Here is a 14,361-nt window from a genome sequence, read left to right as displayed (position 1 = left end):
GTGGGGCCGCTGAGCGCAAAAAAACGGCGACCTAGGGAGGGCCGCCGTTCTCTAAACTGACGATGAGCAGTGGGGACGCTTACTTCTCCAGTCGCACCATGAGGTCCTTGCTCTCGACCGTGCTGCCCACGGCCACGAGGATTTCCTTCACCACACCGGTGACCGGGGAGGTGACGGTGGTAAACATCTTCATGGCTTCGAGCGTGAGGAGGGCGTCGCCTTCTTTGACCTTGGCTCCAGGATTGACGGCGATGCTGGCCACCATGCCGGGCATGGGGGCACCTACCTGCAATGAGTCGGCGGGATCTGCCTTGAGGTTGGTCTTCACTTCCTTCGCCACCGATTTGTCCCGGATCTGAACGTGGCGGGGGTAGCCGTTGAGTTCAAAGATGGCCGTGCGCTGCCCTGCCTGGTCTGGCTCGGTGATATTGAGCAGCCGGGCGAAGAGGGTCTTGCCCGCCTCGAGGTTGATGGTGATCTCCTCCTTGTCCTTCAGCCCGTAGAAGTATGCCGAGGTGGGCAGGACGCTGACATCGCTGTAGGAGTCGCGGAATTTCACGAAGTCTGAGAAGACCTGTGGGTACATGAGGTGGCTGTACAGATCGTCGTCGGTGACGGCGTCGGCGGCGACTCCCAAGCTGGTTGCGAGCCCCGCACGTGTCTTGGCCAGGTCCACCTTCTCGGCGCGTTCGCCGGGGCGGTTAGTGAAGGGCTTGCGCTTGCCGAGGATGATCTTCTGCACGTCTGCGGGCCAACCGCCCATGGGCTGGCCGAGGCCGCCCTGGAGCATGTCGATGACGCTCTCCGGGAAGCTGGTGCCGGCGGGCAGTTCGTGCAGGTATTTGCGGGCCTCGCCGGACTTCACGCCGCGGGTCACCATGAACATGCACATGTCTCCCACCACCTTGCTGGAAGGGGTGACCTTGACAATGTCGCCAAAGAGGTCGTTCACCTCCGCATACATGCGGGCGATCTCCGGCCAGCGATGGCCAATGCCCATGCTCTCCGCCTGTTCCTTGAGGTTGGTGTACTGGCCGCCAGGCATCTCATGGAGATACACCTCAGCGGTGCCGTAGGGCTCGGCAGTGTCAAAGGGCTTGTAGAAGGCTCGAACCGCGGCCCAGTAGTCGCTGAACTCCTGAAGCGCGTCAGAATCCAGCCCGGTGTCGCGTGGCGTGTGCTGGAGAGCGGCGACGATGCTGTTGAGGTTGGGCTGGCTGGTGCAGCCGGAGAGGCTGGAAAGAGCGGCATCGCAAACGTCCACGCCCGCCTCGGCGGCCATGAGAATGCTGCTGGCGTTCAGGCCGCTGGTGTCATGCGTGTGGAAGTGGATGGGGATGCCGATCTCTTCCTTGAGCGCCTTGACGAGCTTCTTCGCAGCCATGGGGCGACAGAGGCCGGCCATGTCCTTGATGCAGAGCATGTGGGCTCCCATCTTCTCCAGCTCCTTGGCCAGCTTCACGTAGTACTGCAGGGAGTACTTGTCGCGCTTGGGATCAAGGATGTTGCCGGTGTAGCAGATGGTGCCTTCGCAGATGGACTGCGTTTCTTCACGGACAGCCTGCATGGCCTCAGTGAGGTTCGGCAGGTAGTTGAGGCTGTCGAAGATGCGGAAGATGTCCATCCCGTTCTGCGCCGCATGCTTGATGAAGCCACGCACCACGTTGTCGGGATAGTTCGTGTAGCCAACCGCATTGCTGCCGCGGAAGAGCATCTGGAAGCAGATGTTCGGGATGCGCTCACGCAGATCGCGGAGGCGTTCCCAGGGGCACTCGCGCAGGAAGCGCATGGCGGTATCGAACGTGGCGCCGCCCCACATTTCCATGGAAAAGAGCTGGGGTGCCCGGCGTGCCACGGCGTCGGCAATGGCCAGCATGTCGTAGCTGCGAACGCGCGTGGCCAGAAGAGACTGGTGCGCATCGCGCATCGTGGTATCCGTGAGGAGCAGGCGCTTCTGTTTGCCCACCCACTCGGCGAATTTCTCCGGCCCGAGCTTGGTCAGGAGCTGCTTGGTGCCCTCCTGCGGAGCGGTGAGGTGGTCGTAGGCCACTTTGGGGGCAGAGACGAAGGCCTTGGCGGGCTTGTAGCCTTTGGCATTGGGGTTGCCGTTTACCGTGACATCCGCGAGGTAGCTCAGGAGCTTGGTGGCGCGGTCTTTGCGCTTCTCAAACTGGAACAGCTGCGGGTTGGTGTCGATGAAACGGGTCGTGGCCTTGCCTTCCGAGAAGATGGGGTTGGAGATGACGTTCTCCAGGAAGGGGATGTTCGTCTTCACCCCGCGGATGCGGAACTCACGCAGGGCGCGGTCCATCCGGCTGAGGCTCTGCTGGTAGGTGCGGCCGAAGGTGGTGACCTTCACCAGCATGGAGTCGTAGTAGGGGGTGATGACGGCGTTGTTCGTGCCCAAGGCACCGTCCAGACGCACGCCGAAACCACCCGCGCTGCGGTAGGTGAGGATCTTGCCAAAGTCGGGCGTGAAGTTGTTTTCCGGATCCTCGGTGGTGATGCGGCACTGAATGGCGTAGCCGCTCTTTTCCACCTGATCCTGTGCGGGCAGGCCAAGAGGTTCCTCATGAAGCTTGTGCCCCTGCGCGATGAGGATCTGACAGCGCACGATGTCGATGCCGGTGACCTCCTCCGTCACGGTGTGCTCCACCTGGATGCGGGGGTTCATCTCGATGAAAAACCAGTCGCCGGTATCCACATCCACGAGGTACTCGACCGTGCCGGCGTGGGAGTAGTTCACTTCTCTGGCAATGTTCACCGCGGAGGCGCAGAGGCCGTCGATGATGTTCTGGTCAATGCCGTAGCTGGGGGCCTGCTCAATGACCTTCTGGTGGCGACGTTGCACAGAGCAGTCGCGCTCATGCAGGTGCAGCACGTTGCCGTGCTTGTCTGCGAGGATCTGCACTTCGATGTGCTTGGCGCGACCCACGAACTTCTCCAAGAAGACGGCTCCATTGCCAAAGGCGCGCTTGGCCTCGGTCTGGGCTTCGTCGAGCAGGCGCTCCAGTTCTTCAGCCTTCTGCACGACGCGCATGCCGCGACCACCACCGCCGAAAGCGGCCTTGATGATGAGGGGGAAGCCGATTTTCTTGGCAGCGCTGAGGGCTTCCTTGCGGTTGTCGATCGGATCGTGGGTGCCCTGCAGGGTGGGGACCTTGAGCTTGTCCGCCACGTTGCGGGCGGCGGTCTTGTCACCCATCATGTTCAGCACCTTGGGATCGGGTCCGATGAAGATGATGCCTTCGCGGGCACAGGCGGCGGCGAAGTCAGGGTTCTCGGAGAGAAAGCCGTAGCCTGGGTGGATGGCGTCCACGCCTTTTTCCTTGGCCAGGGCGACGATGCCTTCGATGTCGAGATAGGCTCCGAGCGGTCCTTTCTCGGTGTTGAGCTGGTAGGCCTCGTCAGCCTTGAAGCGGTGGGGGCAGAAGCGGTCCTCATTGGCGTAGATCGCCACCGTACGGATGCCCAGTTCCGTGGCTGCCCGCATCACGCGGATCGCGATTTCTGACCGGTTGGCCACCATCAGCTTTTTGATCGGCCGGATCGCTGGGGCGGCGGACTCGGCGACGGGTGCGGCAGTCTTGGTCTTGGCAGTCTTGGGCATGGTTCGTTGAGGAAGGAGGATGGGAGTCCAAATGGGAAGCTCGCGATTGTCGGATTGGATACCGGGGTTTGCAAACGGATCATGGGAAACGTCAGTAACCGGCGCTATTTTGAGCAGGATCGGCACAAGTTGGCGATTGGCATTTGCGTCTTGGCACGCTTGAATGGCGGGATGAAGACGCCTGCAGTTGCCCTGGTCACTGGAGCTGGAAAAGGGATCGGCCGAGAGGTGGCCCGGCTGCTGGTGGAAAAGGGTCTGGAAGTGTGGGTCGCAGCGCGCAACGCCGGGCAAGCAGCGGAGGTGGCGGAATCCTTGGGACCGCAGGCGCATGCCGTGACCCTGGACGTCACCCACGAAGGTTCGGTGCAGGCTGCGGCAGCGGAAGTGGAGCAACGTTCCGGCCGACTGGACGTGCTGATCAACAACGCCGCCATTCTGCTGGACCGGGCGGATGACATCGCGGGCGTGCCAGTGGAAGTCCTAAGGCACACTCTGGAAACAAACGTACTGGGAGTGTGGCGGGTCATCCAGGCCTTCCTGCCCCTGCTGGAGAAGAGTGCGGCTCCACGAATCGTCAACGTTTCCAGTGGTGCCGGGCAACTCAGCGACCCTGGCAGCTGGGCCCCGGCCTACAGTGTCTCCAAGACGGCCCTCAATGGCGTGACCACCCAGCTCGCGGTGGCTCGCCCGCAAATGGCGGTGAACGCCGTATCTCCCGGCTGGTGCAGAACGGACATGGGCGGAGCTGGCGCGACGAAGTCGGCAGTGGAAGGTGCAGACAGTATTGTCTGGCTGGCGGTGGAGTCGCCCCAGAGCCTGACGGGAAAGTTTGTCGCAGACCGGCGGGAGATGGCTTGGTAGTCAGGGGTGAGAGGGCGTTTTTTCAGACAGGATTGACAAGATTTCTGAAGGATTAACAAGATGGGACCTGGATGGGATTCTTTGGGGCGAATGGACGACAGACATGAGCAGCTGTTTTGCTAAAAACTGAAAACTGAAAACTTGAAACGGTGCCCTCTCCCCAGGTCGAAGCGATATTGCTGCACCTGATGATGAGGTCTTGCAGGGACTGGTATCTGCGCGACTTGGCGGCATGACGTTGGAATATTTGGCGGACTCTTTCGTATGGTGGTTGTTCGCAACCTCCCTCACACCATGACGCGCCGACACTTCCTCGCCACCACCTCCGCCGCTGCTGCATCCCTGCCTTCTCTTCATGGTGCCCAGGAGGGCAAACTGAAGGTGGCGGTAATCGGGCACTCCGGTCGCGGTGCCTACGGGCATGGGCTGGATACGATGTGGCTGCAAGTGCCGGAGACCGAAATTGTAGGCGTGGCGGATGCGGACGAAAAGGGGCTGGCGGGCGCGGTGACGAAGCTCAAGCTGAAAGGCGAGCAGGGATTTGCCGAATACGCGAAGATGCTGGCGACGGTGAAGCCAGACATCGTGGCCATTGGGCCGCGTCACCTTGACCAGCATCGCGACATGTTGATCGCGGCCATCCAATCCGGGGCTCGGGGCATCTACATTGAAAAGCCCTTCGTCCGCACGCTGGCTGAGGCGGATGAGGTGCTGGCAGCGGCGAAGGCGAAGAACGTGAAGATTTCGATCGCTCATCGCAACCGCTTTCACCCTGTGCTGCCGGTGGTGCAAAAGCTCATCGACGACGGCACGGTAGGTCAGGTGCTGGAGATGCGCGGTCGTGGCAAGGAAGACCAGCGTGGGGGCGGACTGGACCTCTGGGTGCTGGGCACTCATGTGATGAATCTGGCCTGTTACTTCGGGGGCAAACCGTTGGAGTGTTCCGCCGTTGTATTGCAGAACGGCAAGCCGGTCACCAAGGCCGACGTGGCGGAAGGGGCGGAGGGCATTGGCCTGCTGGCTGGGAACGAAGTGCATGCCCGTTACCAGTTGGAGCGCGGCATGCCGGTCTATTTTGACTCCATCCAGAACGCGGGGGTGAAGGAGGCGGCCTTTGGACTGCAGATCATTGGCACCAAGGGCATCGTCGATTTCCGCATTGATGTGGAACCTCTTGCGCACTTCCTGCCGGGGAATCCTTTCCGTCCCGTGAAGGAGCCTCGCGTGTGGCAGCCCATCACCACCGGTGGCATTGGCCAGCCGGAGCCAATTGCGAATCTGGGTAAAAATGTAGGTGGGCACCTTACGGCGGCAACAGACCTTATCTCTGCCATCCGGGAGAATCGGGAGCCGCTCTGCAATGGCGAAGAAGGGCGCACTACCGTGGAAGTCGTGGCTGGGGTGTTTGAGTCCCATCGGCTGGGTGGAGCCAGAGTGGCCCTGCCCCTGGCCTACCGCGGGAATCCTCTTGCGGGGCTGTAAGGAGTGTCCGCATTCATTCCAGAAATTATCGACTCAGAGAGACGATCTTGTGCACCTTCTCAAAACTCGCGTTTGACAGGGCCGCCAAAATGAATTTCATCGCCTATGGGCGAAATCTCATTGTCTCTCTCTTTCGATGACGTGCTTCTGCTGCCTGGCAGAAGCGAAGTGCTTCCTGGTGAAGTTTTTCTGGGTACGCAGCTGACCAAGGCGCTGCCTCTGAACATTCCCGTGCTGTCCTCCGCCATGGACACTGTCACGGAAAGCGAACTGGCCATCGCACTGGCTCGTGAAGGCGGCATGGGAGTCATCCACCGGGCCTGCACCATCGACTACCAGGCTGAGCAGGTGGCCCGCGTGAAGCGGTCGGAGAACACCGTGATTCAGAAGCCCCTTACCGTCCGCCCTGACACCACCCTGGCCGAACTCGCCCGCCTCATGCGTGAGAAGGGCGTGAGTGGCTTCCCCGTCGTGGATGAAAAGAACGTTCTTATGGGCATGGTGACCAGCCGTGACATGTGGTACCTCGAAGACGAGTCCACCCCGGCGCATAAGATGATGACGCCGCGCGAAAAGCTGGCGGTGGGTGAGCCCGATACGAACTGGGAAGAGGCGCTCAAGATTCTTTATATCAACCGCATTGAGAAGCTGCCTCTCGTGGACGCCGCCGGGCATCTGGCGGGTCTGATCACCAAGCAGGATATCGAGAAGCGCCAGATGTTCACCAGCGCTGCCAAGGACGGCCAGGGCCGTCTCCGGGCCGGTGCCGCGGTAGGCGTGAGCGAAGACTGCGTGGATCGTGCCCTCGCCATGCAGGCTGCAGGTGCAGATGCCATCTTCATCGATGCCGCCACGGGACATACTTCGCGCGTCATGAACGTGATTTCGCGACTGCGTGAGGCACTGGGCGACGGCACCCCAGTTGTCGCTGGCAACGTGGTCACCAAAGACGGGGCCAAAGACCTTTGCGATGCTGGTGCGTCTGCCATCAAAGTGGGCGTGGGCCCAGGGTCCATCTGTACCACACGCATCATTTCCGGTGTAGGGATGCCTCAATTCAGCGCGGTGCAGGAAGTGGCCGAAATCTGCCGCCCGCGTGGTGTGACCGTCATCTCGGATGGCGGCATCCGCTTCTCCGGCGATGTCGTCAAGGCGATCGCCGCAGGTGCCGATCTGGTGATGCTGGGGTCACTTCTGGCCGGTACTGCGGAAAGCCCCGGGGCCATGGTCAAGTGGCAGGGCCGGACCTTCAAGGAATACCGTGGGATGGGCTCCCTCAAGGCCATGCGTAAAGGCGCTGGCGACCGTTATGGCCAGAACTCCTCCGGCAAACTCGTCCCAGAAGGTGTCGAGGCCCGAGTACCCTACAAGGGGCCGCTTGCCGATGTCGTCTTCCAGCTCATGGGCGGTCTCCGCTCCGGCATGGGTTACGTAGGTGCTGACAAACTTCAAGAACTGCGAGACAAAGCCCGCTTCGTCCGCATCACCGCCGGTGGTCTCAAGGAAAGCCATCCTCACGACATCGTCATCACGGAAGAGCCCGTGAACTACGAAGTGGGTTGATGGGAGACCAGAGACTGCAAGACAGAGCCTCCCGCTTGGTTCCGAAAGGGCCGGGCGGGAGGCTTTTCGTTTTGCTGCAGGATATTCAGCAAGGTGTGCGACAGGGCTTTGTGTGTTGACTTCGATCGAAATTAGAACAGTGGATTTTTGGGGGCTTGTTTGCGTGTCCTGAACGTGGAGTGTCCAGCGTGCGTCGAAACTTGGAGATGTGAGGGCAAGGACGAAGCTTGCAGACGCTTCAGCTAGTGCCTGCCAAGGAACCTCGCGGTGTGAACGGCAGTCAGACCATTACCATTCCCCCTTAGCAACGGATTCGCGAAGGGGAGAGCAGGCGGCTCGCCTGCTTCAGCCCGGCGGCCCGCCGGGCAGTTGAGGTGGCTGGAACAAAAAGAGGGCCTCCATCGGATAACGATGTGCTACGCGGGCGGGGCCGCCCTTGTGGCAGGCGAGCCGCCTGCGCTCCCCCCAAACACCCGTGTGCAGGTCGGTTCCCTGGCGGCCTCAGCCGAGGCCTTTCCGCGAAGCGGATGCGGCTACAAGCCCAACGTTGACGAGCTTCCAGCGAGTCTACGTTGGGTGCACGCGTTGAAGTTGTTTACTCCGAAGGAGTTTCGGCGGTCTGACCTCATCTCGCATCCAAGGTTCCTTGGCGGGCACTAACTTCCCCGTCTGCGATGGTTGAATTGTGGAAGTGCGACCGCGTACCCAAGGGGCTCCATGGCCGCGAGGGGGGGGCAGCATCAAACAACCCATCCCCTGTCTAACACCGTTACGTTCCAATGAGTGATCAACTTCGGACTGATGCTGGCAGGCCGTTAAGGTGCCGTCCTGCGCAAGGTCGTATGCAACGCTGTGACCGCTCTATTGAGTTCGTGGAGACTACATCCACCGCCAAAGCCCACCACCCGGTCGCTCAAGACAATGATGCCGCGGTGCTGAGTCTCAGTGGAACTCTCGTTGCCGGAGGTGGATTGAATCGTTTGAAACAACCCGGTGCGAATGTCTTGCACCTCGGAGGCGGGCACGAGGGTTTCATGCTGACTAAGACCACAGGACTCCAGGATCTGCAGCGCATCGGGCGTGGCGGTGATCTGGAAGCTGGTGCGATTCATGCGCCAGCCGGCGATCATGACCGCAAGGCCCATGAGCCCAAAGATGGATACGCCGCCGCACCAGAAGAGGCAAAAGCCGTTCCACAGCAGCATGAAGGGCAAGGGCGCGCCTTCTGAAGGCGGCAGCCACATCCGGGAGCCCATGACGATCATGAAGGTGGCGACCGCCACGAAGATACAGCCCATGACCAGAACATGTTTCCCATGGTTCCCGGGGGCGATGCGGACTACGCAGCCGTGACCGCGGTGGTTCACTTCAACGCGAGGGTTCGACGAAGTTCCCAAGACCGATGAAGTGTCCCGCAATGATTCAGCGGAATGGGTCGCTGAACGGGCAGCGGTGTGGCGCAGGCTGACAGCGTGGCGCAACTCCTCGCAGAGCCAGGCTTTCTCTTCAGGGGTGAGCCCGCTGCCGAACCGGATCTTCCGTCGCCCGGCTTTGATCTCAATCCCATGCACGGGTTTGTAGTTTTCCGAGTAGAACACCACGAGCTCTACGCTGGAGATGTCCTCGCGTGGCAAAGCCTTGCGCTTGACGTTGCCAAACATGCGCCGCTCATGGACAAGCTCCACCGCATCCACATTTAGGACGTGATGAGAGAAGCTTTGCCCAAGTCCGCCATAGATCAGGCCGACCCCAATGAGGAGAAACGCGCTGATGAGCAGGAAGGCCGGAATGTTCCCGATGCCTGATACATTGCCGAACAAGAAGATGGCAAAGAAGACAGAAGAAAACAGAAACCAGATGGTGCCAAACCCAAGCAGCGGATTCCACCCGCCTTTGGCAGGAAGGATCCAGGTGCGGGAGGAGCCCGTGTCTTCGACCGTGATGCGGGTGGCGACGGGTGGAGTGGTGGCGATCCGTCCCGCAGCGAGTTTTTCTTCCGGAGTCTTGTTGTGATCCGCAGCGAAGTCCATCAATGAGGCCGCGTGCCCACAATGGGGACAGGTCACCAGCATATCCCACATGGCGTCGTTCAGCCGGTGTGGGAGAGGTACGTGTCCCTGGCATTGGGGACAGGGAAGAGGGCGGTTGTTTTTCCGGATTTTGCGGTCGAGGAACCAGCGCAACAGAGCGCGCTGCCAACGGGGCAGAGTTTGGACTGACATAGGAGTCAGATGAATGGCTTGTTACTGAAATGATGATCCTCATGGGATGGATCCAGCAGGTTCGCTGGGAGACCATGGGGGATGGATTGAATCTGCTGGCAGATCGGCTTTGGCCCGGGGAGGGCTCGCAGGGATCGGTCAGGGGAAGGTCACTCATGTCCCAGCGCTTGCTTGAGCGCGGTCGTAGTGGATTGGAGTTCAGGCAGACTGCACTCACCGCCAAAGCTGATCACGCGATCTTGTAGGACGATGAGGGCGCAGTGGTTCACCTTGGTGGCTCTATGCGGGCCTGAACCGGAAGCCATGGTGAAATAGATGCTGGTGCGGATGTCCCTCACGTCTGAGGCGGGGACGAGTGTTTCATGTTGCCAGTTCCCATGGCTCTCCAGCACCTGTAGCGCTTGGGGCGTGGCGGTGATCTTGAAGTGGGTGCGCAGCATGCGATAACCCGTGAGAATGGTGCCCAGCCCTAACCCCACGAAGAGGATCACGCTGAGACACCATAGGATGAAGAGGCCGTTCCAAATCAGAACCCATGGCAGGGGCCAGGCTCCCGAGAGTGGCAACCACAGGCCCCGTGCCATGATCAGCAAGAAGGTCGCGAAGGCGAAAATCACGCTGCCTAAGATCATGATCCCCTTGCCCAACTTCCCCGGGGCCACGTGAACGACGCATCCCTGCCCGGGTGTCTCTATGAAGATGCGGGGCGCCGGTACTGACTTGGGGCTGCCCGTGTCCGCAACATCCAGCGAGGCGGTGTCCTGCCGGGTCACCAAGAGGGCGCGGCGCAAATCACCACAGAGCCATGATTTTTCGTTGGGAGGGAGCCCGCTGCCGAACCGAATCTTCCCTGAATGCCCCTTGATTTCGATCACATAAACTGGACGACGGTTCTGGGAGTACAGGCGCTCCAACTCCACGCTGACGATGTGGTCACGGGGAAGAAACCGGCGTTTGATGGATCCGAAAACGTTTCGCTCGTGGACGAGTCCCGAAGCATCCAGCGACAAGACGTGGCTTGTGAAGCTCTGAAGCAGGCCAGCGATGAGCAGTCCGACGCCGACCAGGACAAACCCCGCCACGATCAGGGGCGGCAAGTACCCCTGAGTGGCGGACTTTTCAGAAGAGAAAATGGTAAACGCGATGAAGACGCTGAATGCCATCCAGAGGGTGCCGAACTTCAGCAGTGCGTTCCAACTCTTGGGCGCGGGCAGCGTCCAAGTGTGGGTTGTTCCGTTGTGCTCGCGATGGATGTGCGAGGTGGCAGGGGGACTCTCTTCCGCGTGTTCCCCGGCAAACGCTTCTTTGACTCTCTTGTGGCGGTAGGAGGCGACTTCCAGAACAGAGCACGCATGGCCGCATGCCGGGCACGTAATGACCGTCTCCCACAGGATTTCATCGCTCAACCGATGGGGGAAGGGAAGGTTTCCCTGGCACTGGGGACAGGGAAGAGAACGCACTCCTTTTCGGAGCTGTCGCTCTAAAAACCAACGCAACACGGTGCGCTGCCAACGGGGCACTAGGAGTACTGACATGCATTGCCGGACCCTCCGGCGCGGCTAGCAACGCGCATGGACGGAAAAAATCAACTCCTTCCTCGCGAAACCTTTGTCACTTGGGGGTGGAATCCCTCCGCCGCAGGTGGGACGGTAGAGCCCCTATGCGAACACGAGCTTTGCCGGATGCCCAGAGTGCCACGCTTTATCAGCGGCTGGCAGCGCATTTCATTGATGGATGCATCATGGTGGCGCTCATGCTCGTGTTCGTGATTCTTGCGGCAACGGTGGAAAACGTGAGCAGCCATCTCGCTGGAGCCTTTCGAATTCTGGGGGCTTTGGCGGCGCTCGCCTACCGGCTGCTGGTGGATGGATTCTTGCAAGGCCAGGGGGTCGGAAAGCGGCGCATGGGTATTCGGGTGGTAGCCAGCTCAACGGGGCATCCCTGCGGGGTGGGGCAGTCTGTCATAAGGGCGTTGCCGATCTTCATCCCTTTCATCGGACTGGCGGACGTCTTTCTGCTTTTGGTGAACAAGCGTCGACGACTGGGGGATTTTCTCGCTCGAACAGAGGTGCTGCAGGGCATTCCACCGCCGCCGACCGTGCGGAAATCGAGAGCGCGGGCGAAGCAGAAGGCCTGAGGGCGGCGAGGGTGGTTTTGAGATGTTGGCAACAAAATTGCTGCAACGTGCCGCCAACCTGTAGAGAATCGGCGATGAAAAAAGTCAGTGGGGAGGGGCTATCGTGTGTGAGGCCGCTGCCCGTGATCAGATAGCCACACACTGCCACCTGCGATTTTCCCCATGACTGAGATCATCAAACCGACTGAACTGGAAACCGCGTCTGTTGCCCAACGGGTGGTGGCGCATCTCATTGACCTGGGGGTGATGATGGGGATTTGGATGTTGCCGGCTCTGGTAGGGGCGACGGGAAATTTTGCCATTTTTCTTTACCTGGTCGCCCTGGTCGCCCTGCTCACCTATCGTCTGCTGGGCGACGCGGTCTTCGGCGGGGCCGCCTTGGGCAAACGCCTGCTGGGACTGCGGGTGGTGGATGCGGAGACCCGCCATCCTTGCTCCTACATGCAGTGCGCCATTCGTACCGGGATCACGCTCATCCCTCTGGCTCCGGTAGTGGAGTTCATCCTCCTGGCCATCGATGGTCAACAGCGCTGGGGTGATCAGATCGCCCGGACCTATGTGCTTCGTCTGCACGCGAAAGCGGAGCCCTATCACGCTCCTTCGCACCCCATCGATTTTGCTGGTTTGAAAGAAACGGTCAGTCACCTGCACCCTCACGGGCATGCAGAGGAAGAGGGGAAGCGGTAGGTCGGTGAATCGGTGATTCAGTAGTTCGGTAAACCAGTGCGTCAGTGCGTCAGTGCGTCAGTGCGTCAGTGCGTCAGTGCGTCAGTGCGTCAGTGCGTCAGTGCGTCAGTTTTGGGTTCGAGGTAAGTTTATGTGTATTTAATGCTGGTCTTCCAGGAATCACTTCTGCTGTGCCTTCGTGGCGGGCTCACGCCCCAAATATCCGCCCACTGATGTTTGACTGCCAACCATCCAGCGTCCTGTAGTTGCCGACATGAGGAGAACGGACCAACCGCGCGCGTTTTTGGGGTGGCGACCAAGGAACCGGCTCCGGCTCAGTCCGCAGTTAATCCCTGAAGGGGATTTTGTAGCACAGCCCAAGGTTGGACGAGCGCTAAGCGAGTCAACCTTGGGTACCTTCCGAAGAGGGGTCTCAGGTGGGAAGGCCGACAGCATCCGCTTTCCCCCTCACCGTCTTCAGCGCCTCCATGTCGCTGGTTACACGTCGCGGAGCCACCCGCTGACTGAAGTTCCCGGCAAGACGCCGGAAACAGCACACAAGATGCGTGCGCTGGCAGGCACTTGTCGCAGTGTCTGCAAGCTTCGCCTTCGCGTCACGCCACCAAGATTCGACAGACGCTGGAGCTCCACGAAGAAGATCTGAGGCATGCTTGACGAAGTCCGGCCCTCATCAAGGCCGGGCTAGAGCTCTGGACAGCTTTTACAGACGAGTCTTGAATTTGAGCGAGTGCTTCAGGAGGGCGAAGTACGTGAATCTGAGCCGACCGATAGACGGTTGATCTCCTGCCGCAGAGCTTCGTTTTCACTTTCCAGTATTCGGATCTGTTCGTGAATGGGCAGAGGCGGTGGGCCGGAGCCTGGTTGCACAACCCTCTCATGGCGGATCATGACATGGCGATGGGGGCCAGTCTGCGCAAGTGCTTCATGAATCCGGCCGGTCTGGTCTCGATATCTGATCTTGTAAGTGCGATAAGGGCTCCTTCCGTTAAGGAAGGCTTCGGAACTGCATGAAAGGAGGGTGTGCCCCAACGCCGTCACATGGCGATCGATCAAGCGGCGGCTTCTTCGACTCAATTCGCTGTAGCAGAGGACCGCCAGGGCTGCCATGAACAAACAGCATGCAGGAAACAACACATGGAGAACGTCAACTGTCATGCCGTTGTGGATTGGCGTCGAGATTCTTCGCTGCTCTGCAACTCTGCCAGATGGTGTTTCAAGAGGCGATTCTCCTCCTGAAGCCTGAAGAGATGTTGAAGATCCGATTCTGAGGGTAGATTGATCGCGCTGGTAGGCGTGTAGATGGAGTCCCAGTGTTCTTGAGGTGCCTGAACCGGGGTTGCTGCTTCTTTAGAGTTGAGGAGCTTCTGTTCACCGATGAACACACCAGCGATAGGCGTCACGGCCGCGACAGCCTCATATTCCTGCCCTGCTGCATCGCAGTAACGGATGGCATAGAGGGCACCGTCCAAGGGCATGTGAACACGCTGACAGCGTTTTCCCGCAGTCAAAGTCAGGCCCCTGAGAGCCAGATACTCACCGATGCGTTGAAGGTACTTCGGTTTTCCAACGCCGTACTTCCAGTAGAGCAAGGGCGGCAGAATTGCGATGGTCGCCAGAAGCAGCCAACCAATCGCATAGATGAGATTCCTGGCGAGCTCTGGGGACATGAGGCATCTTAGATAGAGTAAGAACTCCGACGAAACCCGTCAAGCCCGCGCCGCGGACGGGTGTTTCGTTGTGTTGGTGAATGGAGCAACCATCCCGAAAAAATAAAACCGCTCCGCCGGAGCAAAGCTCAA

General features: G+C 60.0%; 9 protein-coding genes. 5 read left to right on the top strand and 4 right to left on the bottom strand.

Annotation, left to right across the window (positions count from 1 at the left end):
• Positions 1–79: 79 nt before the first annotated feature.
• Positions 80–3,610 (bottom strand): pyruvate carboxylase, encoded by a 3,531-nt coding sequence (locus tag BV034_RS25040; protein WP_265593448.1) that lies wholly within the window; start codon positions 3,608–3,610, stop codon positions 80–82.
• A 171-nt stretch (positions 3,611–3,781) separates the two neighbouring features.
• Between BV034_RS25040 and BV034_RS25035 the strand changes: the two genes are divergently transcribed.
• The 3 genes from BV034_RS25035 (at position 3,782) to guaB (ending at position 7,516) form a co-directional block, all read left to right on the top strand.
• Complete coding sequence (locus BV034_RS25035; protein ID WP_050029718.1) at positions 3,782–4,471, top strand: SDR family NAD(P)-dependent oxidoreductase; 690 nt, start codon at positions 3,782–3,784, stop codon at positions 4,469–4,471.
• A 294-nt stretch (positions 4,472–4,765) separates the two neighbouring features.
• Positions 4,766–5,953 carry a Gfo/Idh/MocA family oxidoreductase gene (locus BV034_RS25030; protein WP_050029717.1) on the top strand — a complete coding sequence of 396 codons (1,188 nt, stop codon included), beginning with the start codon at positions 4,766–4,768 and terminating at the stop codon, positions 5,951–5,953.
• A 105-nt stretch (positions 5,954–6,058) separates the two neighbouring features.
• Positions 6,059–7,516 carry an IMP dehydrogenase gene (gene guaB / locus BV034_RS25025; protein WP_050029700.1) on the top strand — a complete coding sequence of 486 codons (1,458 nt, stop codon included), beginning with the start codon at positions 6,059–6,061 and terminating at the stop codon, positions 7,514–7,516.
• An 815-nt stretch (positions 7,517–8,331) separates the two neighbouring features.
• Here the strand turns inward: guaB and BV034_RS25020 are convergent.
• Both BV034_RS25020 and BV034_RS25015 read right to left on the bottom strand, forming a co-directional pair.
• A complete protein-coding gene (locus BV034_RS25020; RefSeq protein WP_265593447.1) occupies positions 8,332–9,546 on the bottom strand; it encodes a hypothetical protein in 1,215 nt (404 codons plus the stop codon).
• Positions 9,547–9,887: 341 nt separating this feature from the next.
• Entirely contained in the window at positions 9,888–11,144 is a 1,257-nt protein-coding gene (locus BV034_RS25015) for a hypothetical protein (protein ID WP_050029698.1), read from the bottom strand.
• Between the two features lie 254 nt (positions 11,145–11,398).
• Between BV034_RS25015 and BV034_RS25010 the strand changes: the two genes are divergently transcribed.
• Together BV034_RS25010 and BV034_RS25005 are read left to right on the top strand one after the other, a co-directional pair.
• Positions 11,399–11,875: an RDD family protein gene (locus BV034_RS25010; RefSeq protein WP_081888095.1), complete on the top strand. Its 477-nt coding sequence runs from the start codon at positions 11,399–11,401 to the stop codon at positions 11,873–11,875.
• 162 nt (positions 11,876–12,037) lie between these two features.
• Entirely contained in the window at positions 12,038–12,562 is a 525-nt protein-coding gene (locus BV034_RS25005; protein ID WP_050029696.1) for an RDD family protein, read from the top strand.
• Positions 12,563–13,713: 1,151 nt separating this feature from the next.
• Here the strand turns inward: BV034_RS25005 and BV034_RS25000 are convergent.
• Positions 13,714–14,229, bottom strand: a complete 516-nt coding sequence (locus BV034_RS25000) for a hypothetical protein (RefSeq protein WP_050029695.1) — start codon at positions 14,227–14,229, stop codon at positions 13,714–13,716.
• Between the last annotated feature and the right edge of the window lie 132 nt (positions 14,230–14,361).

The organism is Verrucomicrobium sp. BvORR034 (assembly GCF_000739635.1).
Taxonomy (GTDB): Bacteria; Verrucomicrobiota; Verrucomicrobiia; order Verrucomicrobiales; family Verrucomicrobiaceae; genus Verrucomicrobium.
This window is presented reverse-complemented; position numbering and strand designations above follow the sequence as displayed.